The organism is Brevibacillus humidisoli (assembly GCF_020923435.1).
GTDB classification, from domain to species: domain Bacteria; phylum Bacillota; class Bacilli; order Brevibacillales; family Brevibacillaceae; genus Brevibacillus_E; species Brevibacillus_E humidisoli.
In genome coordinates, this window is record NZ_CP087263.1 from 2,037,840 (window position 1) to 2,064,827 (window position 26,988).

Consider the following 26,988-nt stretch of genomic DNA (forward strand, 5'->3'; position numbering starts at 1 on the left):
ACGTCTCCTCCTCAGTTGATTAGTCTGGACGAGTATTCCGGGTTTTAGAACCGAAATCGTGGGCCAGTTCTACCTTTTTCAGGCCTCTCCACCATAGAAACAGCATAAACGGCGTAATCAACCAGATCCAGTACTGGCCACTAAGCAAAATCAGATTGTAGGCAGCGTGCATCCCAGCGGGCAGCAGTAGGGCAGTAAGCAAACGTTTGAGCTGAACGCTGCGCTGCCTGGTAAACTTCCCAAGCCCCAAAGAGTAGCCCATGAAGATACCAAAGAGAGCATGGCCGGAAACGGGGAGCAACGCCCTCCAGAAAGCCATCTCCAGTCCGTTTGTGATCAGGTAAAAAAAGTTCTCCAACGTTGCAAAGCCAAGTGACACAGCAACTGCGTAGACGATTCCGTCATACGGTTCGTCAAATGCAATGTGTTTGTATGCGGTGTAGTACACAATCAGCCATTTAAAAAACTCTTCGATGAAAGCGGATGCCACAATCGCTTGAAACCAAATGTTGGTTAAGTTCCACTCTACTTGAATCACATACTGCAGCATCATGATCGGAAAGACAAGCAGAACCCCGAACAAAAAACTGCGCACCACCATCGATATCGGCTCCGGCTGCAGGTTGTCTCGAAGGTAAAAATAGCTGAGCAAGGCAACACCGGGCGCCAGTGCAGCGCCGATGAGAGCAATCATAGAGCGCTCTGCTCCTTTACATAAGCTAAAAATCATCGTACCATGAAAGATACCGATTGAAAACCCGCTGTAGGAGAGGGCTTTATCATGAAACATGTTCTTGTGATCAATACAGGTGGAACGATTGCCATGTCAGCTGACTCGTTGGAACGCATTAAACCGTTGGACGATCAAGCTGTAAGCAGTTTTTTGCCGCATCTTACCCGTTATGCCAAGGTGACGATGTTGAACTACGCCAACCTGCCCAGCCCGCATATTACGCCTCGTTTTATGAACGAGCTGCGCAGGCGAATCATTCAGGAAATGCAGGTAGCGCAATACGATGGGATCGTTGTGACACATGGTACCGACACACTGGAAGAAACAGCCTACTTCCTTGATTTAACGCTGCCGTTGACTGTACCTGTTGTCGTGACCGGGGCGATGCGCAGCAGCAACGAACTAGGTGCGGACGGGCCTGTCAATCTCATCTCTTCGGTTCGAACAGCGATTGATCCAGCAAGTTGGAACAAAGGGGTACTGGTTGTGTTTAACGATGAGATACACGCTGCCCGACACGTTACCAAGACCCACACCAGTAATGTGGCCACTTTTCAGTCTCCCCAGTATGGACCGATCGGTACGGTCACAAAGCGGAGCGTCTTGTATCATCACGCTCCACTGGTGCGGGAGTATTACCCGATAGAAGAGTTGGATGCTACTGTGCCCGTAATCAAAGCGGTAGCCGGGATGGACCCGCGCTGGCTGTCGTTTTTATTGGATCAGCCTGTCGATGGAGTCGTCATAGAAGCACTCGGCTTAGGCAATCTGCCTCCCGCCATCCTGCCCACTCTTCAGCAGGTGCTGCAAAAGGGTGTACCGATCGTTGTCGTCTCGCGCTGTTTTAATGGCCAGGTTCAAGATGTCTACGACTACGAAGGTGGTGGACGCCAACTGCGGGAAATGGGAATGATCTTCTCCAACGGGCTCAACGGTCAAAAAGCGCGGATCAAGCTGATGGTCGCCCTGCAGGAGTCAAACAACCGCAGCCAACTGGAGCTGTATTTTGAGCGGTGACGACAACAAAAACCTCTCTGAACAGGCACTGTTCAAGAGAGGTTTTGTTTTGTATCTATCCTTATACCCAACCACGAAAGCGAGACGCTTCCGCCATTTTACGGACACCGACCATGTAAGCAGCCAATCGCATGTCCACCCGCCTCGTTTGGGCGGTTTGGTATACATTGTCAAACGCCTTAACCATAACCTCTTCCAGTTTGCGCTCTACTTCCTCTTCCGACCAGTAGTATCCCTGGTTGTTCTGTACCCACTCAAAGTACGATACGGTGACTCCGCCCGAACTGGCCAAAACGTCAGGAACAAGCAGAATGCCTCGTTCAGTCAGGATCTTGGTCGCTTCCAGCGTAGTCGGTCCATTAGCCGCCTCTACCACGATGGAGGCTTTGATATTGTGTGCATTCTCAGCGGTGATTTGATTTTCAATCGCGGCCGGCACCAGGATGTCACAATCTAATTCTAACAATTCTTTATTGGTGATGGTGTTGGTAAACAGCTTGGTAACCGTACCAAATGAATCCCGGCGGTCCAGCAAATAGTCGATGTCCAGTCCGTCTGGATCATGCAGAGCTCCATACGCATCAGAAATCCCGACTACTTTCGCCCCGGCATCGTGCATAAACTTGGATAAATAACTGCCAGCATTACCGAACCCCTGTACGACTACGCGTGCCCCTTCCAGTTGAATCCCGCGTCGTTTTAATGCCTCTCTGATGCAGATCGTCACACCTTTGGCCGTAGCGGTTTCACGGCCGTGAGAACCACCGAGAGAGATTGGTTTTCCAGTAATAAAGCCGGGTGAATCGAATTCGCGAATCCGGCTGTATTCATCCATCATCCAGGCCATAATCTGCGAATTGGTGAACACATCAGGTGCAGGGATATCTTTCGTTGGCCCAACCAGTTGGCTAATCGCTCTCACGTAACCACGGCTCAGACGTTCCAGTTCACGGAACGACATCTCACGCGGGTCACAGACGATGCCTCCTTTCCCGCCTCCATATGGGAGATCGACAATCCCAGCTTTTAAGCTCATCCAAATCGAAAGCGCTTTCACTTCGTCTTCTGTCACTTCTGGATGGAAGCGGATACCACCCTTGGTCGGCCCCACTGCATCATTGTGTTGAGCGCGGTAACCGGTAAATACTTTTACCTCACCGTTGTCCATCCGAACCGGGATGCGAACTGTAAGGACGCGTAAAGGTTCCTTTAGCAGCTCATACATCGCGTCCTGGTAACCTAGCTTCTCAAGAGCTTCCTTGATCACCCACTGTGTCGAAGTGAGCAAGTTTAAGCTCTCCTTCGGGTTGTCAAGCTCTTGGGCGTTTCCGGTTACCACTTCGTGATTTGCCATTCTTTACTCACCTCAGAATTGTTGTCGGTAATCCACCGTTTAGTATACACGCTTGTATGAGGGATGAGAAGATATAAATTCCCTTTTTCTTTGCCTGACACCATTTGTCTGGAGTGTGTTGGGGAAACCATACGTATTCCCCTATGGGGAAAGGTTACAATACGAGTAACCAGAAAGATAGATAGTTTCAGGTTTTCCGAAATGGAGAGCTTTCATAAGCGGATCATCCGCTCCACGAATAGCACTGCGAAAGGGAAATTGTGGCTCCCTGGCACTCGCGTTTAACGGCGGTTCGTGCGATAATCGAAGCAGAATCTGATCCTTAACGGGAGGAGCCAAATGATGAAAAAACAGCTATTGTTCGTATTTGCCCACCCTGACGATGAATCCTTCACCTCTGGGGTGACCATTGCCAAATACAGCAATTCTGGGGCGGCTGTTGCCCTACTCTGTGCGACCCGCGGTCAGGCCGGAAGCGCTGGCGATCCCCCTCTATGCAGCCCAGGTGAACTGCCTCAGGTGCGGGAACGGGAAGTACGACAAGCCGCTGAGATCCTAGGAATCCATTCCGTGGATGTACTTGACTACGAAGACAAACACTTGACCAACGTACCGCAGGAGGAGCTGGTCGAAAAGATTCAACAGGCCGTCAAAGCGTATCAGCCCCAGATTGTGGTTACCTTCGCGCCACATGGGATCTCCGGGCATCCTGATCATCACGCTATTTCACAAGCCACTACAGCAGCAGTTAAGCATTTGCCCGAAAACTCGCCTGTGAAAAAACTTTACTACTGTACCATTCCGTCCACCTCGCCGATGCCTGCAGGCCGCACCCTTTATACGGACCCTTACGAAACGATCACGACCGAAATCTCGGCACCGGAGTACATACCAATCGCGGCCCGTGCCCTGCTTGCCCACCGTACACAGCATCAGTCTGTCGAAAGTGTCTTTCCAGGAATTACGCAAGGAGATTTCCATCAGGTGCGTCATGTCAATCATTATATCCTAGCGTGGCACAATCTGCCCGAATACACGGTAACCGGGAAAGAGAACGACTTCTTTGCTGGGATTGCCTCGCCATGAGTCGTCTTGCCATTCCTTGCCGCATGACCTGTCATTTTATGTTGACGAGCACGGAATAGCTGGAGCCTCTCATTGAGGGCAGGTTAGCAAACAGCGTTGTCCACAACAGAACAAAAACACCCGGTCAGCTGGGGTCAGTTCCGTCCCGCTCGCACCGGGTGCTTTTCTGTTTACAAAAAATGCCTACAGATCTCTTTTACAGCGTCATCCTGAATGACAACCTTGCCGCACTCCTCCAACACGTAAACGGTCGTAGGAGTTGCCTCACCGTATTCGGACAGGATGGCAATCAAGCGTTGATAACGCTCTTGATCCAGATCAACCTCTTCCAGAACGAGGAAATACTTGCCCTGGTAGAAATAGCAGGTGCCGCCACTGGTCAGCATCGCATTGATCCGATGAGCAGCTTCCACCATATGTTCAAAATCGCGGAAGGCATATATGATTAAATCGCTTTCTTCAAGCGTCACTTCCATTTCATATACGTCATCGTCGTACTCATCTTCCTTGTCGCTGGTTGAGCCGGTCTTGCCTCTGGTTACGATCACGACCATTCCCTGTGCTGGCAAGGCGAATACCTCAACGGCGACTGGTCCCGATACTTCAAAGCCCAACTCCTGATAGGCCTGTTCCATCATATCGTTGAACAGCTCATGAACTTTTGGAATATCACGCCACATATCTTCTTTCTCTATGCCTCGTTCCGATAGATCGTCAAATGTAAGAAAGATCCGTATCTTGTCTTGGCCAAGGCGCTCTACACGCATGACTGTCCCTCCTCGCCATCCAGTCGTATTACAGGGTATGATGCACAGCCTGTAATGGTGCTCCGCACCGCTCCATCCGCCACCCTTGCAAATCAACCGATTTGCAGGAAAATAGGCGAAAAGAAGCAGGCGGTTTCTATGTATTATCATACCACATATTTGGGACAAGAATATAGTCTATCGCGTACCGGAATAGGCTTTTCCGCACATCTCGACAGAAGTATGCAACTTCCAGCAGGATGGTGTCAGATTGTGCGCTTTCCCAGGAAAGTTTTTGACCACATAGGGCCAAAGCAGCAGGAGAAAATAAGGATTCACCCCGTTTACCGTATCACCGATACTATAAGTAACATCTGGAGGTGACATCCTTGCACAAACTAGTCATGACAGCCTGCTCCATCCTGCTGCTCACCGCCTGCTCTACTCCCCCGGCGGTCAGTCAACCGCCGTCCACGGATCAAAAGTCGGCGGATTCGAGCTCCCCGGTTTCGCAAGATCAAGAAGGTGGCCGACAATCTGAACCAGATGCGGAGCCTGCACGCTTCTACGGACCACCCGCTGATATAAAGCCCAGTCCCGTCGACGAAACACCATCGGGGAATTATATCATTAATCCAACCAATTATACAATTGTTAATCAAGACCTGCCAGAAGATAAGATCGTCCTGCTAACGTTTGACGACGGTCCAACAGGAGAGGCCACCATGGACTTACTAGACGTTTTGGATCGCCATCAGGCCAAATCTATCTGGTTTGTCAACGGATTGCAGTTGGCCACCAAGAAAGAAGACGGAAGCTTTACCATAAAAGAGGAGAAGGCAGCACTGCTAAAAGAGATCCATAAGCGCGGCCATTTGATCGGTAATCACACTTGGTGGCACGAAAACTTGCGGAAATTGCCCCCGGAACGTCAACAGGAGGAAATCCTCAGTACCAGTGCGGTGATTGAACAGATTATCGGTGAAAAACCGAAATACTTTCGTCCGCCGTTTGGAGCCTATACCGATGTTTCCAAAACGGTCTGTGCCCAACAAGGCATGCAGTCGATGAATTGGTCGGTCGGCTCATTGGACTGGGATGCAGCTGTCTACAAACATCCTGGTCAAATCACCCAGCAAGTACTGTCCAACGTCCACCGTGGTGGAAACATCCTGTTCCACGATCGAACCTGGACGGCACAAGAACTGGACAACGTACTGAGCGGGCTGACGAAAGCAGGGTACCGTTTTGTCATCCCGACAGACGATAAGCCATCCTAATGCCCTCTACGGTATTCTCGCAGGATCTTGCGGCGCAGCGTCCGTTGTCTCAACCATTTGCTGGACGCTGTCGCTCCCCATATAAGCAAGCCCAGACCAACCCCCAACGGAACTTTTGACGATAGAATGACAAGCAGCACAAGAGCATACAGCAGTAAAATCACGTGCAGCAGGTAGTGCCGATCGGGTATCGCACGTCTCCGCAGCAAATGTCTGGCATGGATTCCCGCAATGTGGAAGGCCAGCCACAAGCTGAGCGATAGACAGAGGCCCACCAAAACGAGCGTAGCAGGCCGAAAGATAGCCAACGTGACCCAATCTGACAACTGATCCATCTGAAGCTGTGGCCAGGAGGACCCGATTTCCTCCACGGGTTCAGGCCAGGACGTAGCAACCTGGACGGCGACTTTGCCGCTTGCCCATGCGAGCAGCCCTAGAAGCAAGTCGCGCCAAAAGATTGCCATGACACGCTCCCTCCATTACACGCAGCCATTTTTGACAGACGATTCTCTGCCTGATACATATATACGGCTGGCAGCCATTGGAGAGACGTAGGAGCGGGATGTTTTTTACGCGAGAGATACTGCTTCTCGCTTCTGTTCCAGCAGGCGTTTGTGAATCCAGACCGCTGCTTGCGTCCCATCTCCCATAGCGATGGCAACCATCTGGGAGTGAGCCGCTACATCACCAACCGCCCAGACATTACGACAACTCGTTTCTTTGGTACGAGCGTCGACCAGGACATGTCCGTTGGGCAACATCGATGCTTGCAGAGGTTTTATCAGCTCATTGTTCACCTGGCTCCCACTAAAAGCAACAAATGCTTTATGGGCTATAATCCGCTTTCCCGAGGCAAGAACCACAGCCTGAAGTTGTCCGCCCACCTGTTCGATCTGCCGGATGCTCTCTGCATGCCAAGGAAAACCGGAGCGTTCCAGCTTGTCGCGCAGCGCATCATCTGGCGCAGGTTCTCCCCAGAGAACCAACGTTTGTCGCTGCGTAAAATAACGAAGCCGTTCTGACATGTGGATCAATTCGTCTCCTGTACCGATAACCAGTGTGTTCTGATGTTTTACTTCATAACCATCGCAATCCGGGCAGATGTAGATGCTCTCTCCCAGGCAGTCAACCAATCCGGGGATATCTGGTACAGCATCCGTCATGCCGGTTGCGATCAAAACGGTATGCGCCTGGTACTGGCGTCCGTCCTGAAGCGTTGCCAGAAATCTATCCTCTGCTTCCCGGACGAGAGAGGCCACCTCTCCATACGCTAGTTCCACTCCTACCCTTTGCGCCTGCTCAATGCCCAAATCACGCAGACCGGGACCGCTTATACCGTCAGGAAAGCCAAGAATGTTGCGATAGTTTTTGGCTGCAACCGATCGGCCCGTCTGTCTGTCGATCACAACGACACGGCGGAGACTGCGTCCAAGTTGGATAGCCGCTTGCAACCCGCCGATTCCCCCACCAATTATGATCGTATCGTAGAACATGATCGTCCCTCCAACGGACCGGTTGTCCGTCTCCATAGCGTACCCCGCGGCTTGCCCAATCATGAACGGGTGGGTGATGGGATGGACAAAACCTTGCCAATCGGCAGGGAATCATCAGGATCCAGACCATTGTATCGGGCAATTCGCTTCCAGCCTTGATTGTTCCCGTAATAATGGCGGGACAGTTTAAACAAGGTATCCCCCTTCTGCACCGTATGCTTCACGACGTTGGGTGCGGGGGTCGACTTGGTCGGTAGTTGGTTGACTGAGCTGCCCTCCACCTGCGGATTCGCTGCCGCAGATGGAAAATTTTCTTGATTTTCCACTTGTTCTGTCGGGTGACTCCCTGCGGCTGACAGCTGTTGTGAGTCGGTCCCCGTCTGTACAGATTTTTCTCGGGTCGAGGAGCGATCATCGGATGGACCCAATGATTTACTCTCCTCAGGTTTCTGGTTTTCAAATGACGTCGAGTCTAATGTACTTGATTCACTCTTCTGCTGGTTCGTGGCAGGACTTGTCTCGATATTTGCCGTATCTGTAGGGATTGATCGTGTTATCCCGAAGATGACGGCTATGATCAACAGTAAAGCAAAGCATGAGGCCCAAAGGACGATCCATGATTTACGCGACCGACCTTCCGGTTTTCGGGCATGCCGCGTTCTGCGAGGCGGCAAACCGCTTGTGGTCAAGGCCTGTCCGGTTTGCTGGTGGGTGCGAGTCTCCCTTTTTATGTCCGGCAAGAGGCCCTTCCTCCTTTCCATTCGGCCTTTCGATGCAGGTATTGGCAAATCTTTCTCCCATTGTACCCTTATCTATTTTTCCGGCGGTATTCTTTTTGCATCAAGATTGCAGAAAAGAAGTTGATCAACGCGTGTGCTGTTATCGGCGGAATCAGACTGCCTGTCTGGTCAAATAGCATACCGAGCACATAGCTGGTCACAAAGACGCTGATCAGCAGAACTGGTTTGCCAAAATAGCGAAAGTGAATCACGGTAAACACAAGACTTGTCCAAACATTCCCGATCAGCGGCTGTACAACACCGCGAAAAAGCCACTCTTCCGCCGCACCGATAGACAGGCAAAGCGCAGCGGTGGGAAGCAGCGGAAGTCCTTGAAAGATTCGCTTGTTGATTTCCCCATCATCCGTCCAGTGATGAGGGAGCCAGCGATCCATCAAAAATCCGATCGCCGCCACAAGTGCTGCAACGACGATCGCCATCAAAAATGACTGCCAGCCGGGCATTTGCAGGATGGCTACAAATTCGGGCCATTCATAAAGAAAAATGGAACCCGCCATGGCGATCAACGCCACTACCACCTGGGTAAAGTAGAGATGCTTGCGAAGGGTGCGCTCATCAAACATTTCCCACTCCTGTCTCACTTTTGACCACCTATCGCCATTTTTTCTCCTAGCAGCTCTGCCAATGCCTGCTCCAAGCGCCACTCCTCCACCGGTTCCCGTACGTCCGCTTGGGTTGGAAGGCAGAAAAACGAACGATCCAGCCCACAAGAAGAGCAGCAGCTGATGTCGTAATCAGCTGCACCATCCTCGCCAAAGTAGCCGCTGATCTGCTGCCGCAAACAGCTTTCCTGCTGCAGCCAGGAAACAATCGCACCTAATTTTTCCTGTTTGGATTGTTGGATGTTTGAGAGGTGTCCAGTAATCTGGCGAACCGCGTCCGGAAGGCTGACGGGACAGGAATGAAACTGGAAGCTCTCTCTGATCTGTACAACCTGCTCCACCACTCCGACCCGCTCAGCGTAAAAGAACAGCGCCCGCATCTGATTCTCACCAACGCCCAGAATCCCGTGGAGTTCCTCGAAAGAGATTCTGCCACCTCTTTCTCCCGCTGCAGCAACCAGTTGGACAAATCTCTCAACATCATCGCCAGATAAGGTCTCACCAGCAATCAGTCGTTGATGGATCATGACGTCCTCCGGCAAATAAAGCAGTCCGGCATACCCCGGTTGGCCATCCCTCCCGATCCGCCCTACCTCCTGCACATACGCTTCCAGACTAGCCGGAAAATGATAGTGAAGGACAAAGCGAATGTCCGGTTTGTCGATGCCCAGCCCAAATGCATTGGTCGCGATGATCACACGAAGCTTGTTGCGGAGGAACTGTTCTTGAATCAGTGCCCTCTCCATCGCCTCCATCCCGCCATGATACCCGTGCACGCTGGTGAACCCCGCTTCCCGGCAACACGCCACCACTTGTTCCACCGCCTGACGGGTGCTGCAGTATACGATTCCAGACCCGTGCAGTCCGGAAATCAGCGATAACAGATGTTCCTGTTTCTCCCGCTCCGACTGTACATCAAGCACATCATAAGCAATATTGGTACGGTTTAATTCCTGTTTAACCAGATGGTTGGGAGAAATCTGAAACAGCCGACAGATCTCATCCGAAACCTCGGTTGTGGCAGTCGCCGTCACTGCCAGGACAGGCGGCGAGCCAAGCGCTTCCACCACCTCAGGAAGCCGGAGGTAATCCGTACGAAAGTCATGACCCCACTGCGAGATACAATGCGCTTCGTCGATCGCCACCAAAGAGACACCTCGTTCCTTTAGAATTCTGATCACCGCAGTGTGCTGCAGTTTCTCTGGTGAGATGTATAGCAGCTTGTAACGTCCCGCCCTGATCTCCTGCAACTGCTGCCTGATTTCCTCGGGCCGCAATGTGCTGTTGATGTAGGTCGCGTCTCGTCTTCCCCGTTGGCGCAGTTTTTGCACCTGATCGATCATTAAAGAGATTAACGGGGTGACCACCAGCGTCAGCTGGGGCAGAATCAGGGAAGGCAGTTGATAGGTTAACGATTTGCCACCACCGGTCGCCAATAATCCCAATGCGTTTTCCCTTTTTAGAATGATTTCGATCAATTCCCGCTGACCCGGTCGAAATGAAGAGTGGCCATAGTGACGGGCAAGAGTTTCGATCAGCAAGTCGGCATCCTTCCCCATACTACTCTCCCCCCTCCTGTGCCAACGCCAGTCGAATCTGCAGGTAGGAACAGCTTTCACCCAGCAATTCCTTGATCACGCGTAGTCTTTTGGTGCCTGCCTGTCTGCTCGTCATTAGGATCAATTGTTTTTGCTCTTGGGAGAGGTACGGCGTCACATCCCACTCCGGACAGTGCAAGGCGATCTCAACCAGATGATCCTCCACCGTTCCCTGCTTGAGGCCGCGCCGCCTAACAATCCCCTCCATATTTACCCCTTTTTGCAGCAGCCGAAAGGTCTCCGCTGCACTTGCAGAGAGCCGCGGGTCTCGTCCCGATTCGATCGTAGCGAGCCTGGACAGCAGGGGATATCGCCCTTCCTCATTCTCCAGCACTTCCCGGTAGATCCTGGTCAAAAGGTACTTCATCTTGATCTGAACCAACAGCAGCGGTTCGTCCATATGATAGGCGATCTGCTCCTGTGTATAGCCCACCTGTGTCACACCCGACAACTGGTCTGCAAAGAGACGCTGCAGAGTTACGTCGTAGGAGGCAAGCACGGCGAGCAGTTCATGGTATAGCTGGCTGGACGACAAGTGTTCTCTCGTCTGGGGATGATGCAATTGACGTTTCACCCACGCTTGAATCTGCCGGCGCTGCACTACCGGGTAAAACGAAGGCTGTCGATAGCGCAAGTGAGAGATCGTCTGGATCAGCAAGTGCAGCCGCATCCAAAATGTATCCACCCTCTCGGCGTAAGCGATGCCATTCAGCGGCTTCAACCAGCGCTCAAGCTGGTAGCGCTGCCTGCCTGAAAGCCACTGTTCGCGTCCGTCTGAAGTAATCTCAAACGTGAACTGGCGACTTCGACTGCCTGTCTTTTTTAACGACATCCAACCCATTCTTAAAAAATATGTAACAAAATCTTGCCAGTTCTCTTTCAAAAAACTTGGAATCAGCCGATAATAGGGATGAAGTCGATAATGATGAACATCCTGAATGGTTTGGTTTGCTTTTCGGCCAACCAGTATATAGTAAAGCGACTGGGGTGTACGTTCCCCCATCAGCGGTAGAAGACCGCCCAGCACCACCGTAGCCAGAACATCAAACTCACGTTCAGACAGTTGTTTCATCCTTGACTCCTTTCCTGCATGTACATGTACAGAAATGATCGCAGCATCTGCAAAACCGAACGAGTTCCGAGACGGAGGCGAATCATGGCAAGATTGAAAAAATCAGATTACTTACTTACCTACATGATCATCATAACATTTGCCTGTTTTGTCGGAGGATTTTTTTTGGGCGCAAATGTGATGAAAGCGAGAATGAGCACAGAACTGGAAACAGCGACGAAAGCAGAACGAGAAAAGGCTTTTCGTGAATTGATGCTAAAAGAACAGAAGCTGTATCGCGAACAAGATTTTGTCAGCTTTTATTATGGTGTCTATCTTCCGTTGGAAGAGTTTCGCAATTCCCATTTCCGCTATCTGGCCAACCTGCAGGACAAGCCTCGCGCCGAACAGCTTGAGATAAGCGAAGAGATGAAAAAAGTGGTTGAAAAGCACCGTAAGGAAGCAGAAAACGGGCTGGTTCCCAGCACCTCTCCTCTGCTGGTAAAAGCCAAAACGGAGTATATCAACAGCTTGAAGGCATATAATGATGGTATTGAACAAGTATTGGACAAAAATAATCTGCATGCTTTTAGCGCCGAGGAGATAGCAGCCGGACGTCATCTGGCTCCATTTTATTCACTGTGGCTGCGAGGACAAGCTGATCTGTACAAAGCAATAGCCTTATGGGAGTCAGCGTACATCACCAACAAGGAAATCCCGGATACCGTACCCACTGCTATCGATCTCAATCAATGGAAGTCGTACTCTTTCCACTTCCGCAATTATTTGGCTGCCGAGTATCTGACCAAACAGCCTGCGATTACCAGCTATAACCCAGAGGACTTGACGGCTCGCCTCGATTCTGTCATACTCACCAATCAGGCAGTATCTCTCGGTTGGGATGACATCCCCTATGCCATTCGTGTTCTAAACGCGACAAATGCGGTACGCAAGGGTGACTACCGCTCGCTGCGGGATCGCCTTTACTCAGATGTAAGAACACCAGAGATGCCGATTTTCACAGAATAAGTTCATTTTTAGATGGGATTCATTCTTGAAATCTTGGTTCGCAATGAATAAAATGAAGATGAGCAGTGGACGTACCATCTGGTATGGGAGGTGAAACCACGATGACAACATGGGTAGATAAAGAAACCTGTATTGCCTGTGGAGCTTGCGGCGCAACGGCTCCTGACGTATTTGATTACGACGATGAAGGCATTGCCTACAACAAGATTGATGACAACACCAATACAGCGGAAATCCCGGATATCCTCTTCGATGACGTCCGTGACGCCGCTGATGGCTGTCCAACTGATTCGATTAAAGTAGAGGAATAACGATAACGAGAAAGGCCACTCATCGCGATCAACGATTGAGCGGTCTTTTTCATTGTACCCCTTGATGTTTGCACCAGATCACAGCTTTTCAACCTTTCTTGTTCTTGTTATAATGGGGAAGGTTTTAACAGTCGACCGCAAAATGAAGGAGGAGGATTCCATGTCGTTTTCCAACAAAGTAGTTGATGCGTTTATTGAGATCCCTACCGGGAGCCAAAACAAGTACGAGTACGACAAGGAAGCCGGTGTTTTCCGTCTGGATCGAGTGCTCTTCTCCCCTATGCACTATCCCACGGAATACGGTTATCTTGATCAAACCTTGGCCTTGGACGGCGACCCGTTGGACATTCTCGTACTAACCACGTTCCCGACGTTCCCCGGCTGCGTGATTAAAAGCCGTGTGATTGGTGTACTGGTCATGTCCGATGACAAAGGACAAGATGAGAAACTGCTCGGCGTACCGGTAGACGATCCCCGTTTCGACGGTGTGCAGTCGATCGATGATGTCTCCCCGCACGTATTGAAAGAGATTTCCCATTTCTTCGAGCGGTACAAAGACCTGGAGAACAAAGAAACCAAAATCGAAGGATGGCAAGGTCCAGAACAAGCGGCCAAGTTAATTGACGAATGCCTGGCCCGCTATCAGGAGAACAAGTAACGTTACATACGAAAGCAAAAAGACACGGGGTTGCCCGTGTCCGTTTATTAGCTGGCGACTATCCTCCATTCTTGTAAGCTTGGACCACTTGGCAAAAACCGAAAGTAGAAATAAGAAAACAGAGAAGAAATGCATGATTCCCGAACGATAAAATTATATTTCTTGATAACGTTCCTGTTTTTCCATCATTCTCTCTTGACGGCACAAAAAACGCATGATAAAGTAAGTAGCAAGTTTCCTTTATTACACATAACGAACGACGATGATGAAGATAAGCTGTTTCAAGGGAAACCCTCAGAGAGCCGGTGGTCGCTGCAAACCGGTGGTTCCCGAAACAGATGAGCCCTTCGGAGTTGCCAGACTGAACGGAACAGTGTTCCCAGTAGGTTTGCTCGGTTGATCCGTTATCTCGCAGGTCTTTGACCTGACAAGGTTTCCTTCTGTGAAGAGGGAAGCAAATGAGGGTGGCACCACGAAAGCAATGCCTCTCGTCCCTCACTACAGTGGTAGTGGGCGTACGGGAGGCTTTTTATTTTTTTCACATCCGATAGGAGGTAGAGAGAATGTTTCCAGACAAACAAATTTTGCGAATTCCGGGTCCAACCCCCATCCCGCCTCGTATTCAACAGGCGATGAACCGTCCGATGGTCGGACATCGCAGCGGTCAATTCTCCGCCCTGTTGGCAGATACGGCGAAACGACTGAAGCCCTTGTTCGGCACAGAGCAAGATGTCTACATCCTGACCGGAAGCGGCACCAGCGCCTTGGAAATGGGTGTAGTCAATACCGTGCAACCCGGCGAAGAAGCTGCCGTACTAGTCAGCGGTGCTTTCGGAGACAGGTTCGCCAAAATCTGCGAACGGTATGGCATCATTGTTCATCGCCTGGAGGTCGCTTGGGGTGATGCGGTTACTCCGGAGGCACTTGACACGTTCCTGGACAAACACCCGGGGGTCAAGGCAGTATTTGCCACATACTGCGAAACGTCTACCGGCGTCCTCAATCCGATACGTGAACTGACGCAGGTGATCCGCAATAAAACAGAAGCGTTGTTTATCGTTGACGCTGTCAGCTGCCTGGGAGCCGTCCCTTGTGAGATGGACGAATGGGGTATTGACATCCTCGTCACCGGCTCCCAGAAAGCCCTGATGCTCCCAACCGGACTCGCTTTCCTGGCAGCCAGTGAGAGAGCCTGGCAGGTTATCGAAAACATGAAGCCGCTCGCCTTTTATCTGGATCTGAAGGCTTACCGCAAAAGTCTGGCTGACAAAACCACGCCGTACACGCCAGCCGTCTCACTCGTGTACGGGCTTGCCGAAGCTTGCTCGATGATTGAAGAAGAAGGCTTGTCCAACGTTATCGAGCGACATGAGCGGATGCGGGACATGACCCGTGCAGCCATGCGTGCACTGGGGCTTCCATTGATGACTGAAGATGCTTACGCCTCCCCTACCGTCACCTCGATCGATCCGCAGGGCAGATTTGATGCGGAGGAACTGCGCAAGGTGCTTCGCACCCAACACAACCTGGTCGTGGCCGGCGGACAGCAGCATTTGAAGGGGAAAATCTTCCGAATCGGACACATGGGGTATTGCGAGCCTTTGGATGTAATCACGGTTGTTGCAGCCATTGAGATGGCTCTTCGTCAGATTGGATACGACGTGCCACTCGGTGCAGGCGTAAAAGCTGCTCAGGAGGTAATGATCAACCATGTATAAAGTATTGATTAGCGATCCGTTAAGCGAACAAGGGATTCAGAAACTGCTGGATGCACCTGACGTAGAAGTGGTAAGACAGACGAACCTCTCCCCCAGCGATCTGCTGGCAGTAATCGGCGAGTACGACGCACTGCTGGTGCGGAGCCAAACCCAGGTGACCGCCGAAGTGCTTGCCGCCGGCAAGCGGCTCAAGGCGGTCGGACGAGCCGGGGTTGGAGTGGACAATATCGACCTGGCAGCCGCAACCCAAGCAGGTATTGTCGTGATCAATGCACCGGATGGAAATACGATCTCTACAGCAGAACACTCCTTTGCCATGCTGATGGCGGTTGCTCGCAACATCCCGCAAGCCCACAAGAAGCTGGTGGACGGAACGTGGGACCGCAAGAGCTTCCAGGGTGTCGAGCTGAACGGAAAAACGCTCGGTGTCATCGGGATGGGGCGGATCGGTTCGGAGGTTGCCAAGCGAGCCAAGGCATTTAACATGAAAGTGATTGGGTACGACCCCTTCTTGACGGATGAAAGGGCCCAAAAGCTGGGAGTGATCAACGGCTCCATCGACGACATTCTTCGTGAAGCCGACTTCATCACCGTACACACCCCGCTCATCAAAGAGACACACCATCTGATCAGCTCGGCTGAGTTTGCCAAGGCTAAAACCGGCCTCCGCATTGTCAACTGCGCTCGCGGCGGGATCATCGACGAGAAGGCGCTCTATGAAGCGATTCTCAGCGGCAAAGTCGCCGGTGCGGCCCTTGATGTGTATGAAGAAGAACCGCCCGTGGACAACCCGCTGATCGGTTTGCCGCAAGTGGTAACGACACCCCACCTAGGGGCATCTACGGTTGAAGCACAGGAAAACGTAGCCATCGATGTCTCCGAAGAACTGCTGAAGGTACTTCGGGAACAGCCCTTTAAAAATGCGGTCAACCTCCCGTCTATACCTGCACACGTCATGGAACAGGTTCAGCCATACTTCGATCTCGGCGAAAAACTGGGCAGCTTTCTCGCTCAAGTGACGGTAGGTTCTCTGCAGGAAATTACGATTACGTACAGTGGGGAACTGGCAGATGTGGATACTTCTCCGCTTACTCGAACAATATTAAAAGGAATCCTCGCATTCCGCCTGGGTGACGAGGTAAACTTCGTCAACGCCCCTCATCTGGCCAAAGTGCGCGAAATCAATGTAACCGAACAGAAATCATCGCAAAGCCGCGGGTTTACCAACTTGCTGACAGTGGCGATTACCACCAATCTGGAAACGCGAATCGTGGCCGGAACCCGCCTGAACGGTTATGGCCCACGAATCGTAAAAATTGACAACTACACGATCGACCTGGCCCCTGAAGGACAACTGCTCTATATCCACCACAATGACCGACCAGGGGTAATTGGACGGGTCGGGAGTATTCTCGGCTCCAACGAGGTTAACATCGCTACGATGCAGGTTGGCCGACGTGATGTAGGCGGAGATGCGATCATGGTTCTCACCGTTGACAAGGCGCTCTCTGCAGAATTATTGGATACGCTAGGAGAACTTGGTGAGATCACCAGTGTTACCCAGATCGAACTGTGATGCTTCAAATAAAATAACCCGGAAAGTGCCCGGTCGGTGGACTGAGCACTTTTCTTTCGTCGACAATACGATATAATGGTACAAGACACCATATCATTGAGAGGAGTTCGCTATGACAAACCAAGCAATCTTAGCCATTGGACTTTTTCTGCTAACGTACGCTTTTATCATCAGTGAAAAAATTCACCGCACCATTGTTGCCATGGCTGGTGGGCTGCTCATGGTCCTGTTTGGCGTTGTCACCCAGGAGGAAGCGCTGCACCACGTCGATTTTAACACTCTCGGACTGCTTGTCGGGATGATGGTGCTGGTCGCGATCACCGCCCAGACCGGAGTGTTCAAATACATGGCGATCAAAGCGGCCAAACTGGCGAAGGGCAATCCCTTGCAGGTATTGATTTATCTCTGCCTGATCACAGCCGTTGCCTCTGCCTTTCTTGACAACGTCACAACAGTTTTGTTGATGGTACCGGTTACATTTAGTATCGCTCGACAGTTGAGGGTGAACCCGCTCCCCTTTCTGATCAGCGAAATCATCGCCTCCAACGTCGGCGGTACCGCTACACTGATCGGTGACCCGCCAAACATCATGATTGGCAGTGCCGTTCCGGAGCTTGATTTTATGGCCTTTATGGTTAACCTCGGCCCCATTGCCGTATTGATCCTCGCGGTTACCATTGCCTTGCTGGCGCTGATCTACCGAAAAGATATGAAATCATCCCCAGAGTTGCAGGCAAAACTGATGGATCTCAACGAACGGGACGAGATCACCGATGTCACCCTGCTGAAAAAATCGTTAACCGTACTCGCTCTGACGATTCTCGGATTCATGCTGCATGGCGTGTTCCATCTTGAATCGGCCACCATCGCTCTGACCGGTGCCTTCTTGCTGTTGCTGCTAACGGGAGAGCACTATCTGGAGGATGCATTGGGTAAAGTAGAGTGGAATACGATTTTCTTTTTCGTCGGCCTGTTTGCCCTCGTCTCCGGACTGGTGGAAACCGGGGTGATTGCCCGGATGGCAGAGGCGGCAATTGAATGGACCGGCGGGGATTCGATGCTGACATCGATCCTGATCCTCTGGTTGAGCGCAATCGCCTCTGCCTTCGTAGACAACATCCCGTTTGTGGCGACGATGATCCCAATGATCCAGGAGATGGGCAGTCTGGGGATCCACAATCTCGAACCCCTCTGGTGGAGCCTTGCACTTGGTGCCTGCCTCGGTGGAAACGGCACGATTATAGGCGCCAGCGCCAACGTAATCGTAGCAGGTATGGCAGCCAAGGAAGGGCATCACATCAGTTTCCTTGGGTTTATGAAAATCGCATTTCCGCTGATGATCTTGTCCATTCTGATTGCCCATGGATACGTCTACCTGCGGTACTTCTGATCCTGCAGTAAGATCGGTGCACACCACAAGAAGGAGGTTTCAATGTGGTCAGCTATACGTACGATGATGCGCAAATCGAAGTAAGTGAATCGAAAAATGACGAGGATGTAACATTCAACGTTATCGTGAAGACGGATGAGATGCGGGAGCGGGTCAAGGAACTGCGATCCTACTTCGAGGAAAACAAAGACTACACCGACGCGATGTTTTACTCGCATCAGGACGGTCACTACGAAGTCATCGTCCGCAATAAATTCTATCTGGTCTTCTTGCTGCATGCCTTCCGTTTTCGCTGTATCCAATCGCTTTCTTGGGAGTAAGGCTTGCGATCGTACCTGAAAAACAAAACCGGCGCTGATTTAATCCAGCGCCGGTTTTGTTTTTACGTAAAAAGATCGAGAATCTGACTGACGTCATCTAAAATGTAATCCGCTTGTTCCTCCTCAAACTTGCTGCGTGCCGCTTGGCCGGAGAGACCGGTCAAGGTAGCAGCAAAACGGCAGCCAATGGCTCGGGCGGCCAGCAGATCAGCTAGTGAATCGCCGACGATCAGTACTTCATTGCCATTGGAGATCGGCAGTGGGTGAAACAGTGCCTGCTGAATCTCTGTATGCAAACCTAGCAGTCCCTTTACGTAGCAATACGGATGGGGTTTGGCCAGTGGAGCGTGTTCAGGAAATGCCCTCTCTGCCTCCAGTACATCGCTCGCTGTCACGATGCGATCCGATTCAAAGAGATCGAGCAGGTTTAATTCCGCCAACGGTACATGTGTCTCGATCGTCGGACGTCCTGTGCCGATCCCCAAGGTCAGTCCTTTTTCTTTTAACTTCAGCAAGATCTCTCGCAGTTTGGCCGGTTCCACAATCGGTATCTCGTCTTTCAGAAAGCCTTTTTTCCCCGGCTGTGCCGTCTCCCTGCCAATCGATGCGGCGACCCGTTCGTCTCCCAGATACCACTCTTGGAAAGTCTCCTGACACAACTTCCACAGTTCACTGTTGCGCGAAAAACTCTGCGTCTCTACACCGCAGCGTTCTTTGGCAATATGGTTGAGGTAGGTTAACAACTCAGCTTTTTGTGCTTTGCCTTTGGCAAAGTCTGCGGTAAATCCGGCGTAGTCCAGCGGTGTACTGACGGCTGAACCGACTGCTTCTCCAAGCTGTCTCAATCTCTGTTGATCTACCTGTCCGCAGAGCAACTCGTTCACAAGTTCCGGTCTTTCGCCTTGGAGCTGTTCGCAGATGCGAATCAGTTGATAGGAAAAGGCCAGAAACACCATGTCCCAGTTGGAGTTGATCCCCCTGGACTTGATAAAGTTGAGTACGTCATCAGTAGCAAAAACGGTCTCTCGCACTCTGCGGATCGTCTGTTCATCGGGAGAAGGGGTAAACTGGTCCCCTGCCAACCCCACATAAAGTGGATTGTGCAACAATTCCCAAACGGTCAGCGCCGACGCGTCAAAATAACGTTCCTCACTCAGCATTACACCGTCAACGTCAAATAAAATAGTCTTGATCATCTCGTCCACTCCTCTCTTCTCTCATCGCCACTGTATTTCAACGCTGTCTCCTCCTTCTTCAGGATGACAGTTTAATCGTAAAGGTTGTCCCCTCACCCGGCTTGGAATGTACCGTAATCGTACCCCCATGCGCCTCGATAATATTTTTGGCAATCCCCAGGCCCAGCCCGGTTCCCGCTCTGCCCCGTGTCCGTGCCTTGTCCGCCTTGTAAAAGCGCTCAAACACAAATGGCAAATCTTCCTGTGGGATCCCGCTTCCTGTGTCGCTCACTTCGATCAGCGGTCCTTCACCGCGCACACTCAGCTTTACGGTTCCATGAGCCGGAGTATGGCGGAGTGCATTGTCGATCAGATTGGTCAGCACTTGTTCCATCCGATCCGGATCAAACCATGCCTCTTCGACCGGTGTCTTCATTTCCAATTGAAGCGCAATCGATCGTTCACGGGCAATGTTGGCAAACTTGCGCTGTATCCGTTCAAAATAAGGACGAATAGTGACCTGCTCCCGCTGCAGTTCGACGTGTCCTGCCTCCATCCTGGCCAGGTCAAGCAGTTCATTGACCAGTTTGGTCATGCGCACTGACTCGTCGTAAATGATTTTCGCCAGTTCCTTGTGTTCTTCCGGCGTCGCAGCAATGTCATCGACGATCGCTTCGCTGTATCCCTGCAGCATCGAGAGCGGCGTACGAAGCTCATGTGACACATTGGCAACGAAATCCTTGCGCAGTTTGTCCAGTTTACGCTCTTTGGTCATGTCGCGAAGCACTGCCACCGCTCCACCGATGTGCTCCTTTACATAGAGGGGGGCGACGACGACTGACCAGATCCTCCCCTGTAGCGGGATGTCCTCTGTCACCTCATACTCACTCTCCAGCACCCGCTGGTAGAGTGAAAAGATGGGGCTGGGGACGCTGTTTTGTTCGTATTCCCAGTCGCGCAGGAACTGTTCGGCAGGGGGATTGGTGACAGCAATCCGTCCTTCCGCATCGATCATAATCACACCGTCAACCATACTGCGCAGCACACTGGCCAATTGCTCCTTTTCCCGCGAGACGGCGTGTACCAACCCATCCAGTCTGCTCGCCATCGTGTTGAATGAAGAAGCCAACTCCCCGATCTCGTCACTGGTGCGGATCGGAATCTCGGCATGGAAATCCCCTTCCGCGATCCGGTGTGCCGTCTGCTTCATCTGGCGGAGCGGAAAGGTGATCCGGGATGAGAGAAAGAAAGCAAATACGGTCGTCGAGATAAAACCAAGGACGCCGACGACAAAAATCAGTTTGCGCACTTCGGCTACTGTCCCGTTAAAGTCTTCCAGTGCCTGATACATGACGATAGCGCCGGTTTGACCGGCTCCGATCACAAGCGGTACCGTTACCGCCAAGATCTGGGTGCGGTCATTGCCATTAGATGATTCGCTGTGAAAGATCATTCTCGTTGGCTCTGGATGGGCGCCGCTCAGGGCTTCTTCTAGCGGCAGCTGCGGATGACGCAGCAGTTCGTCCGCATCCACATGCGGCAAGATAGACTTATCCGGCGATTGGGTGATGAGTCTGGACTGCTCGTCAACCACGAGCAGTCCGGTACGGTACACAGACCCCAGTTTCGTCGCCAATTCAACCATTTGACGCTTGTCTTGCTCCTCATCCAGGCTGGCCGACAAACGTTCCGCCAAGGCGCGCAGATCGTCTGTTTGCTTGCGGAGATAATACGTGTCAAACGATTGAACAATCAGCAGGCTGAAGATGGTCAGAACGAGTGCAAACAAAGCAATGATCGTCATCCAAAGCTTGCCGACGACGCTGCGGAATAACATCTCCACTTACTTTGGCACCTCAAGCTTGTACCCCACACCCCATACGGTGGCAATCATCTGTGCGGCCTGGGGAGAAACCTTGTTCAGCTTTTCCCGCAGCCGCTTGATATGGGTATCGACCGTCCGCAGATCACCGAAGAAGTCATAATGCCACACGTCTTTCAGCAGTTCTTCACGCGAGAACACCTTGTCCGGGGACAGGGCCAGGTAGTGCAGCAGTTCGTACTCTTTTGGCGTCAGGTTAACCTCCTGCTGATTGGCAATCACTTTGTGAGCGTCGTGGTCAATGGTCAGGTCGGGAAAGACGATGATCGAATGACTTGGCACGTTGTCTGTCTTCAGATACGCAGTAGCAGACGAGCGGCGCAAGATCGCCTTTACCCGAAACACCACCTCGCGCGGGCTGAACGGTTTTACCACGTAATCATCCGCTCCCGCCTCAAAACCGTGAACACGGTTCGCCTCTTCTCCTTTTGCCGTCAGCATGATGATTGGTGTCGCCTTGTGCTCACGAATCTTTTGGCAGACCTCAATACCATCCATGCCTGGCAGCATCAGATCGAGCAAGATAATGTCGTAATCGGTTGTCATCGCCATTTCCCAGGCCTGCTCTCCCTGCTCCGCTTCATCAATCTGATAGTTTTCTCTCTCCAGATACATCCTAAGCAGTCGGCGAATCCGTTCTTCATCATCCACCACAAGTATCCTTGCTTCTTTTTCCATCTTATTCACCTCTTTCGGGAATCCGCAACTAATATGCCAAAAAGCTGGTCGCACAACCAGCTTTCAAGCTTATATCCTACCTACACCCCAGCATACGAGTGAAGCCCGGCAATGACGAGGTTAACCACAACCAGCGTGATCAAGATGATCACAAAACCGATTACGGACATCCAGGCCGAACGGGTCCCCACCCATCCCCGGGACAGACGCAGGTGGAGATAGGCACTGTAAAACAGCCAGACGATCAAGGCCCAGACCTCTTTGGGATCCCAGCCCCAGAACCGTCCCCACGCTTCTGCAGCCCAAATCATTGCAAAGATGAGCGCCCCCAGCGTAAACACGGGGTAGCCGATGGCGATCGCTCGGTAGCTGATTTCATCCAGCAGATCAGGTTCGATGTCTGCCACCGTCGGCTGCAGCACGGCTGCCAGCCGTCTGCGAAAGGTCAGCCGCAGCAGGCCGTATAGAACCAATCCGGAAAAAACAGACCAAATCATCGTGTTTAGCTTGCGGGCAGCATCTTTTCCTTCCATCCAGACCGGCGCTTCAAACCAGGGTGTCATCGGCCCCGGTTTCGTAATCGTCGACTGGTAGGGGGCAACGATCGCGGGCAGTACATATTCCACTTCATGTGTTGATTCCACATTGCCCTCCGCATCAAACTGCGGGAAACTGAACGAGGTCTTTTGATCCAGATTGGCATAGGCGCTTACCATCAAGATAAATCCGAGCAGCATTAGGACGACGGCAAGCACAGTTTCCAACCAGAACGTGCTTTTACTGGGCCGATCCTGCGGAACTGTGCGAACCAGATACATCAGACCCGCGGCAAACCCGACCGCCAGGATTCCTTCCCCCAAAGCAGCGGTCGTCACGTGAATATGCAGCCAGTAGCTCTGCAGTGCAGGAATCAGCGGTGTCACCTCGGAGGGAAAAACACTGGCGTAAGCAAGCATGATGATCCCTGTCGGTATGACGAACACACCCAGTACGGTAAGCCGATAGATCCGATAGATAATCAAAAAGGCAAGAACAATACAGAATGACAGGAACGCCATAAACTCAAACATGTTGCTGGTCGGGCTGTGTCCCCCGGCTATCCAACGAGCAATGACGTAGCCAAGTTGGGCAACAAAACCAATCACGACCAGGACGAAGCCGCTCCGGCCGTAGGCTCGTTCGTGTTCTTGCGGGTCGCGGTTGGCCCAGCGTTTGCCTGTGATCGCCAACACAAAGACGATCGTCGCTACTACGTAGAGAATAAAGGACACCAACAGCATCCATTCGCTGATTGTGATGAGTGACAAGGTCCCAAGTCCCTCCTTTAGATGAGATTCGCCAAGCTGCAGTCGATCAAGTTTGCCTTACCTGCTGCTTGGTCCGCTTGCCAGAAGCTTTTTTCTTCTCCTTTGACTCCAAGACAAGCGACACCGGCAAGGAGAGCTGATCGATCAGGAACTCTGCCTCCCGCTGCAGACCGAACCAGTTTTTGTTGGTGTGGCCTGCTACATACAGGCATCCCTGTTCCACATGCACCCAGATTCTGCGATGCTGCCAGTAGAAGCCCATCACTAGTCCGACCATCACGACAAAACTGCCAAAGTAGATCAGCGGCAGCATTTTGTCTTTCCGCACCATCAGCCCTGTAATATCGGTAAAGTCCGGCATCTTGATTTCAAGCGTATACCGGCCGTTTTCCTTTTCAGGAATAATTCTGCCGGAGACGTAGATCAGTTTTTCAGCTGTACCGTCTGTCATAGATTTGACTTCCACAGCAAACATCGGATTGTTGGGCGTAGGTGACAGGGTGGCCGGTTCACCGCTTTCATCCAGGTAGAAGTCTGGAAAGTAATCGATGACACGAACGGTAACATCATCGGCGATAGTTTGTTCCGTGTCCGGCGCGTAGAGATCCAGTTTCAACTGGCCCAACTGCTTGTTGCCCGCCTGTTTGTCAACTACGGTAAAGTTGAGTGCTTTTAGCTGCATCTCCTGTTTGGATGCCTGATAGAGATAAAGGTCTTCGTATACAAATGGATGGTTGACCGTAATCGGGCCGGATTTCACTTCTTTCAGTTTCGGTTCGGCCCCAGGCAGGTCGGCATTTTGGTTCAGATACAGGATCGCGTCTGTCTGGAAGTTTTTTGCGACGACTCCACCATCCAGGTCGACTTGTTCCGGGAATTCGTGTTCCTCGTAATACTCGGTTTTGTACTCCACATTCTTGATGTAATACGGGGTCTCAGGTACAGGCACCGTCTGCCCCTCCCGAACCCAGACAAACTCGTCCAGATACATGCCAGGCAGCCCTCGCAGCAGGACACCGAGCAGGAACAGGATCAGTCCGATATGATTGATATAAGGACCCCATCGGCTGAAGCGGGCCTTCTCCCCGAGCAGGGACGTGCCTTCGCGGTATATCCGATACCCTTTCTTGCGCAGCACGCCAGCCGCTTGTTCCAGTGTCTCATCAGGAGACGAGATCGCCGCTTCACTCTCCCCATGCAGTCTCTGCCCCTGTAAAAAAGAGAGATGGGGATTTACGCGTGGTTTGTTCAACGCCTTGTACAGCGGAACAATCCTGTCAAGGCTGCATATCACCAGTGACATCCCGATCATCACCAGAAGCGTGATAAACCACCATGAGGAATACAGGTTGTGGAACCCCAACAGGTAGTAGATCTGCCCCAGTATCCCGTACGTATCCTCATAAAAGGCAGCCACTGCGCTCTCAGTGGGTACCGGCACAGGGATGTAACGTTCCTGTGGAAAGATTGTCCCGACCGCCGAGGCGATCAGGGTGATCAGGATTAGAACAACCGCGATTTTGACAGATGAAAAAAAGTTCCAAATCCAATCGATCACGGATTTCGTATGGGTTTTGGAGCGTCTGGCCATCCCTTCGTAGCGCATGCTGGGAAAGCTGTTTTGCTCGTTATCCCCTTCCACCGGCTTTCCGCACGATTCGCAGAGCAGAGTGCCAATCGGATTGGTATGTCCGCATTCACATTTCCGTTGGTCTGTCATGATGTTACCTCTCTTGTGGCAATAGTTTTGCCAACTTTTCCTCTATCATCTGCTCTGTTAGTTGAACGACGAGGATGTCCGTGATCGTCCCATTCTGGTCAATGAAGTAAGTGGTTGGAATCGGTCCGATATTGTAGAGCTTGGTAATTTCTCTCTCTCTGTCAAGCAGGATCGGGAATGTCACGCCAACCTGTTCGATAAACTTCTCCACCGTGATTGGTGTCTGACCGATATTGACGCCAATAAACGCCACATCGTCCCCGTACTTCTGATATTGCTTTTCCAGTTCCGGCATCTCTGCTTCACAGGGCTTGCACCAGCTTCCCCAAAAATTGAGTACAACCGGCTTGCCTCGCAAGTCATCAAGTGTTATCGTACCGCCACCTAATTGCTCCAATTGAAAGTTGGGCGCGGCATCTCCGGCTTGCAGTACAGACTCCGAAGCAAAGCTGGAGTATACCGCAAAGACCAGCGCAGCCAAAAGTACGCCGAGAATGGCGATACGAATAGGTGTGCGATTCTGTCTGCTCATCACACATTCTCCTGTTCAATCGAAAGTATTCTAGATTGCCGACATAGTCATGATCATGTCGGCCTGTCCGTTCACGTCGGCTTCGCACTTTTTCCGTTCTCGACTCTAATTATAACGTTGTTACAAAATAGGCCAGCACACCATTTATGAACAGATTTTGAACGATCCTAACCGATCCTAACCGATCCTAACCGCCGAATCGCCGTGCAGATGCTGACAGTTCTCGTCTGAGGCGGGCCAGTTCCTGACTGGTTAGATGACGATACTGACCGGGTGACAATCCGTCCAATGTAAGAAAACCAAGGCGAACCCGTTTCAAAGACTCGACCGGATGACCGATCGCCTCGCACATCCTCCGAACCTGGCGATTGCGTCCTTCGTGAATCGTGAGCTCTAGCAGCGAACGTCGACCTGGCGGGTCGGTAGTCAGCAATCTGGCCTGCCCTGGGGCAGTGAGTCCATCTGTTAACTGTACGCCTTCGGCAAGCATCCGCACACGTTCCGAGGTGGGGACACCTTTTACCCAAGCCTGGTACACTTTATCGATCTCAAATGAAGGATGGGCAATTCGATTTGCCAGCTCCCCATCATTCGTCAGCAGCAGCAGACCAGACGTATCGTAGTCGAGGCGGCCCACCGGATACACACGTTCTTTTACCCCAGACAGCAGGTCTGTCACAACTCGACGCCCTTGTGGATCATGCAAGCTTGTGATCACTCCGGTCGGTTTGTGCAGCAGCAGGTAGACGAACGCTTCTCGCTGGATCGCTTTTCCATCCACGAGAATCACATCCTGTGCGGGATCAACTTTGGTACCTGCCTCGCTCACTGTTACGCCGTTTACCTGTACCCGCCCCTGGCTGATCAACTCTTCACATTTGCGGCGAGAGGCGACACCCGCCTGGGCGAGCACTTTTTGCAGCCGTTCCATA

The 26,988-nt window shown here is 51.7% G+C and carries 26 protein-coding genes and 1 other annotated feature; of the genes, 10 read left to right on the forward strand and 16 right to left on the reverse strand.

The window, feature by feature from the left end; genetic code table 11:
- Positions 1-19: 19 nt before the first annotated feature.
- Positions 20-694: a glutamic-type intramembrane protease PrsW gene (prsW, locus tag LOK74_RS10090; protein WP_230046505.1), complete on the reverse strand. Its 675-nt coding sequence runs from the start codon at positions 692-694 to the stop codon at positions 20-22.
- A gap of 87 nt (positions 695-781) precedes the next feature.
- Here prsW and LOK74_RS10095 point away from each other — a divergent pair, with 87 nt between their 5' ends.
- Entirely contained in the window at positions 782-1,750 is a 969-nt protein-coding gene (locus tag LOK74_RS10095; protein WP_230046506.1) for an asparaginase, read from the forward strand.
- Positions 1,751-1,811: 61 nt separating this feature from the next.
- Here LOK74_RS10095 and LOK74_RS10100 read toward each other — a convergent pair whose 3' ends face one another.
- Complete coding sequence (locus LOK74_RS10100; RefSeq protein WP_230046507.1) at positions 1,812-3,104, reverse strand: Glu/Leu/Phe/Val family dehydrogenase; 1,293 nt, start codon at positions 3,102-3,104, stop codon at positions 1,812-1,814.
- 339 nt (positions 3,105-3,443) lie between these two features.
- On the opposite strand from LOK74_RS10100, the gene LOK74_RS10105 reads away from it, so the two are divergent.
- Positions 3,444-4,190 carry a PIG-L deacetylase family protein gene (locus LOK74_RS10105; RefSeq protein ID WP_230046508.1) on the forward strand — a complete coding sequence of 249 codons (747 nt, stop codon included), beginning with the start codon at positions 3,444-3,446 and terminating at the stop codon, positions 4,188-4,190.
- 170 nt (positions 4,191-4,360) lie between these two features.
- On the opposite strand, the gene LOK74_RS10110 is transcribed toward LOK74_RS10105, so the two are convergent.
- Complete coding sequence (locus LOK74_RS10110) at positions 4,361-4,957, reverse strand: genetic competence negative regulator (protein WP_230046509.1); 597 nt, start codon at positions 4,955-4,957, stop codon at positions 4,361-4,363.
- A 368-nt stretch (positions 4,958-5,325) separates the two neighbouring features.
- Between LOK74_RS10110 and LOK74_RS10115 the strand changes: the two genes are divergently transcribed.
- Positions 5,326-6,216 carry a polysaccharide deacetylase family protein gene (locus LOK74_RS10115; protein ID WP_230046510.1) on the forward strand — a complete coding sequence of 297 codons (891 nt, stop codon included), beginning with the start codon at positions 5,326-5,328 and terminating at the stop codon, positions 6,214-6,216.
- Here LOK74_RS10115 and LOK74_RS10120 read toward each other — a convergent pair.
- The 6 genes from LOK74_RS10120 to LOK74_RS10145 form a co-directional block, all read right to left on the reverse strand.
- Complete coding sequence (locus LOK74_RS10120; RefSeq protein WP_230046511.1) at positions 6,213-6,680, reverse strand: hypothetical protein; 468 nt, start codon at positions 6,678-6,680, stop codon at positions 6,213-6,215. The genes LOK74_RS10115 and LOK74_RS10120 overlap by 4 nt on opposite strands.
- Before the next feature lie 105 nt (positions 6,681-6,785).
- Complete coding sequence (locus LOK74_RS10125) at positions 6,786-7,709, reverse strand: NAD(P)/FAD-dependent oxidoreductase (protein ID WP_230046512.1); 924 nt, start codon at positions 7,707-7,709, stop codon at positions 6,786-6,788.
- Between the two features lie 59 nt (positions 7,710-7,768).
- Positions 7,769-8,137, reverse strand: coding sequence for a LysM peptidoglycan-binding domain-containing protein (locus tag LOK74_RS10130; protein ID WP_230046513.1), 369 nt, complete (start codon positions 8,135-8,137; stop codon positions 7,769-7,771).
- A 380-nt stretch (positions 8,138-8,517) separates the two neighbouring features.
- Positions 8,518-9,090: a CPBP family intramembrane glutamic endopeptidase gene (locus LOK74_RS10135; protein WP_230046514.1), complete on the reverse strand. Its 573-nt coding sequence runs from the start codon at positions 9,088-9,090 to the stop codon at positions 8,518-8,520.
- Positions 9,087-10,670: a RecQ family ATP-dependent DNA helicase gene (locus LOK74_RS10140; protein ID WP_230046515.1), complete on the reverse strand. Its 1,584-nt coding sequence runs from the start codon at positions 10,668-10,670 to the stop codon at positions 9,087-9,089. Before LOK74_RS10140 ends, LOK74_RS10135 begins: the two co-directional genes overlap by 4 nt.
- 1 nt (position 10,671) lies before the next feature.
- Positions 10,672-11,781 (reverse strand): YpbB family protein, encoded by a 1,110-nt coding sequence (locus LOK74_RS10145; RefSeq protein ID WP_230046516.1) that lies wholly within the window; start codon positions 11,779-11,781, stop codon positions 10,672-10,674.
- Positions 11,782-11,865: 84 nt separating this feature from the next.
- Between LOK74_RS10145 and LOK74_RS10150 the strand changes: the two genes are divergently transcribed.
- The 7 genes from LOK74_RS10150 to LOK74_RS10180 all read left to right on the forward strand — a co-directional run bounded on the left by LOK74_RS10150 (position 11,866) and on the right by LOK74_RS10180 (position 18,762).
- Complete coding sequence (locus LOK74_RS10150; RefSeq protein ID WP_230046517.1) at positions 11,866-12,789, forward strand: hypothetical protein; 924 nt, start codon at positions 11,866-11,868, stop codon at positions 12,787-12,789.
- 101 nt (positions 12,790-12,890) lie between these two features.
- Positions 12,891-13,100, forward strand: coding sequence for a ferredoxin (locus LOK74_RS10155; RefSeq protein ID WP_230046518.1), 210 nt, complete (start codon positions 12,891-12,893; stop codon positions 13,098-13,100).
- A 160-nt stretch (positions 13,101-13,260) separates the two neighbouring features.
- Positions 13,261-13,758 carry an inorganic diphosphatase gene (locus LOK74_RS10160; protein WP_230046519.1) on the forward strand — a complete coding sequence of 166 codons (498 nt, stop codon included), beginning with the start codon at positions 13,261-13,263 and terminating at the stop codon, positions 13,756-13,758.
- Positions 13,759-14,011: 253 nt separating this feature from the next.
- Positions 14,012-14,257, forward strand: a binding site (T-box leader).
- A 64-nt stretch (positions 14,258-14,321) separates the two neighbouring features.
- Positions 14,322-15,476, forward strand: a complete 1,155-nt coding sequence (locus tag LOK74_RS10165) for a pyridoxal-phosphate-dependent aminotransferase family protein (protein WP_230046520.1) — start codon at positions 14,322-14,324, stop codon at positions 15,474-15,476.
- The gene (serA, locus tag LOK74_RS10170) at positions 15,469-17,052 is read left to right on the forward strand and encodes a phosphoglycerate dehydrogenase (protein ID WP_230046521.1); all 1,584 of its coding nucleotides are present in this window, start codon (positions 15,469-15,471) and stop codon (positions 17,050-17,052) included. Before LOK74_RS10165 ends, serA begins: the two co-directional genes overlap by 8 nt.
- Before the next feature lie 112 nt (positions 17,053-17,164).
- Positions 17,165-18,442, forward strand: a complete 1,278-nt coding sequence (locus LOK74_RS10175; RefSeq protein WP_230046522.1) for an ArsB/NhaD family transporter — start codon at positions 17,165-17,167, stop codon at positions 18,440-18,442.
- 44 nt (positions 18,443-18,486) lie between these two features.
- Positions 18,487-18,762, forward strand: a complete 276-nt coding sequence (locus LOK74_RS10180; RefSeq protein WP_230046523.1) for a hypothetical protein — start codon at positions 18,487-18,489, stop codon at positions 18,760-18,762.
- A gap of 62 nt (positions 18,763-18,824) precedes the next feature.
- Here the strand turns inward: LOK74_RS10180 and LOK74_RS10185 are convergent, their stop codons facing one another.
- The 7 genes from LOK74_RS10185 to LOK74_RS10215 all read right to left on the reverse strand — a co-directional run bounded on the left by LOK74_RS10185 (position 18,825) and on the right by LOK74_RS10215 (position 26,987).
- Positions 18,825-19,958 (reverse strand): HAD family hydrolase, encoded by a 1,134-nt coding sequence (locus LOK74_RS10185; RefSeq protein WP_230046524.1) that lies wholly within the window; start codon positions 19,956-19,958, stop codon positions 18,825-18,827.
- 58 nt (positions 19,959-20,016) lie between these two features.
- Positions 20,017-21,780, reverse strand: coding sequence for an ATP-binding protein (locus LOK74_RS10190; RefSeq protein WP_230046525.1), 1,764 nt, complete (start codon positions 21,778-21,780; stop codon positions 20,017-20,019).
- The gene (locus tag LOK74_RS10195; RefSeq protein WP_230046526.1) at positions 21,781-22,497 is read right to left on the reverse strand and encodes a response regulator transcription factor; all 717 of its coding nucleotides are present in this window, start codon (positions 22,495-22,497) and stop codon (positions 21,781-21,783) included.
- 80 nt (positions 22,498-22,577) lie between these two features.
- On the reverse strand, positions 22,578-23,804 hold the full coding sequence (gene ccsA / locus LOK74_RS10200) for a cytochrome c biogenesis protein CcsA (RefSeq protein ID WP_277613431.1): 1,227 nt from the start codon (positions 23,802-23,804) through the stop codon (positions 22,578-22,580).
- A gap of 46 nt (positions 23,805-23,850) precedes the next feature.
- The gene (gene resB / locus LOK74_RS10205) at positions 23,851-25,524 is read right to left on the reverse strand and encodes a cytochrome c biogenesis protein ResB (RefSeq protein ID WP_230046527.1); all 1,674 of its coding nucleotides are present in this window, start codon (positions 25,522-25,524) and stop codon (positions 23,851-23,853) included.
- 4 nt (positions 25,525-25,528) lie between these two features.
- A complete protein-coding gene (gene resA, locus LOK74_RS10210; protein ID WP_230046528.1) occupies positions 25,529-26,056 on the reverse strand; it encodes a thiol-disulfide oxidoreductase ResA in 528 nt (175 codons plus the stop codon).
- Positions 26,057-26,243: 187 nt separating this feature from the next.
- The gene (locus LOK74_RS10215; RefSeq protein ID WP_230046965.1) at positions 26,244-26,987 is read right to left on the reverse strand and encodes a pseudouridine synthase; all 744 of its coding nucleotides are present in this window, start codon (positions 26,985-26,987) and stop codon (positions 26,244-26,246) included.
- Between the last annotated feature and the right edge of the window lies 1 nt (position 26,988).

What these genes read in the sequence shown, in the direction of transcription:
- prsW (WP_230046505.1), bottom strand. Translation starts at nt 694, where the DNA reads ATGATTGCTCTCATCGGCGCTGCACTGGCGCCCGGTGTTGCCTTGCTC.
- LOK74_RS10095 (WP_230046506.1), top strand. Translation starts at nt 782, where the DNA reads ATGAAACATGTTCTTGTGATCAATACAGGTGGAACGATTGCCATGTCA.
- LOK74_RS10100 (WP_230046507.1), bottom strand. Translation starts at nt 3,104, where the DNA reads ATGGCAAATCACGAAGTGGTAACCGGAAACGCCCAAGAGCTTGACAAC.
- LOK74_RS10105 (WP_230046508.1), top strand. Translation starts at nt 3,444, where the DNA reads ATGATGAAAAAACAGCTATTGTTCGTATTTGCCCACCCTGACGATGAA.
- LOK74_RS10110 (WP_230046509.1), bottom strand. Translation starts at nt 4,957, where the DNA reads ATGCGTGTAGAGCGCCTTGGCCAAGACAAGATACGGATCTTTCTTACA.
- LOK74_RS10120 (WP_230046511.1), bottom strand. Translation starts at nt 6,680, where the DNA reads ATGGCAATCTTTTGGCGCGACTTGCTTCTAGGGCTGCTCGCATGGGCA.
- LOK74_RS10125 (WP_230046512.1), bottom strand. Translation starts at nt 7,709, where the DNA reads ATGTTCTACGATACGATCATAATTGGTGGGGGAATCGGCGGGTTGCAA.
- LOK74_RS10140 (WP_230046515.1), bottom strand. Translation starts at nt 10,670, where the DNA reads ATGGGGAAGGATGCCGACTTGCTGATCGAAACTCTTGCCCGTCACTAT.
- LOK74_RS10145 (WP_230046516.1), bottom strand. Translation starts at nt 11,781, where the DNA reads ATGAAACAACTGTCTGAACGTGAGTTTGATGTTCTGGCTACGGTGGTG.
- LOK74_RS10150 (WP_230046517.1), top strand. Translation starts at nt 11,866, where the DNA reads ATGGCAAGATTGAAAAAATCAGATTACTTACTTACCTACATGATCATC.
- LOK74_RS10155 (WP_230046518.1), top strand. Translation starts at nt 12,891, where the DNA reads ATGACAACATGGGTAGATAAAGAAACCTGTATTGCCTGTGGAGCTTGC.
- LOK74_RS10160 (WP_230046519.1), top strand. Translation starts at nt 13,261, where the DNA reads ATGTCGTTTTCCAACAAAGTAGTTGATGCGTTTATTGAGATCCCTACC.
- LOK74_RS10165 (WP_230046520.1), top strand. Translation starts at nt 14,322, where the DNA reads ATGTTTCCAGACAAACAAATTTTGCGAATTCCGGGTCCAACCCCCATC.
- serA (WP_230046521.1), top strand. Translation starts at nt 15,469, where the DNA reads ATGTATAAAGTATTGATTAGCGATCCGTTAAGCGAACAAGGGATTCAG.
- LOK74_RS10175 (WP_230046522.1), top strand. Translation starts at nt 17,165, where the DNA reads ATGACAAACCAAGCAATCTTAGCCATTGGACTTTTTCTGCTAACGTAC.
- LOK74_RS10185 (WP_230046524.1), bottom strand. Translation starts at nt 19,958, where the DNA reads ATGATCAAGACTATTTTATTTGACGTTGACGGTGTAATGCTGAGTGAG.
- LOK74_RS10195 (WP_230046526.1), bottom strand. Translation starts at nt 22,497, where the DNA reads ATGGAAAAAGAAGCAAGGATACTTGTGGTGGATGATGAAGAACGGATT.
- resB (WP_230046527.1), bottom strand. Translation starts at nt 25,524, where the DNA reads ATGACAGACCAACGGAAATGTGAATGCGGACATACCAATCCGATTGGC.
- resA (WP_230046528.1), bottom strand. Translation starts at nt 26,056, where the DNA reads ATGAGCAGACAGAATCGCACACCTATTCGTATCGCCATTCTCGGCGTA.
- LOK74_RS10215 (WP_230046965.1), bottom strand. Translation starts at nt 26,987, where the DNA reads ATGGAACGGCTGCAAAAAGTGCTCGCCCAGGCGGGTGTCGCCTCTCGC.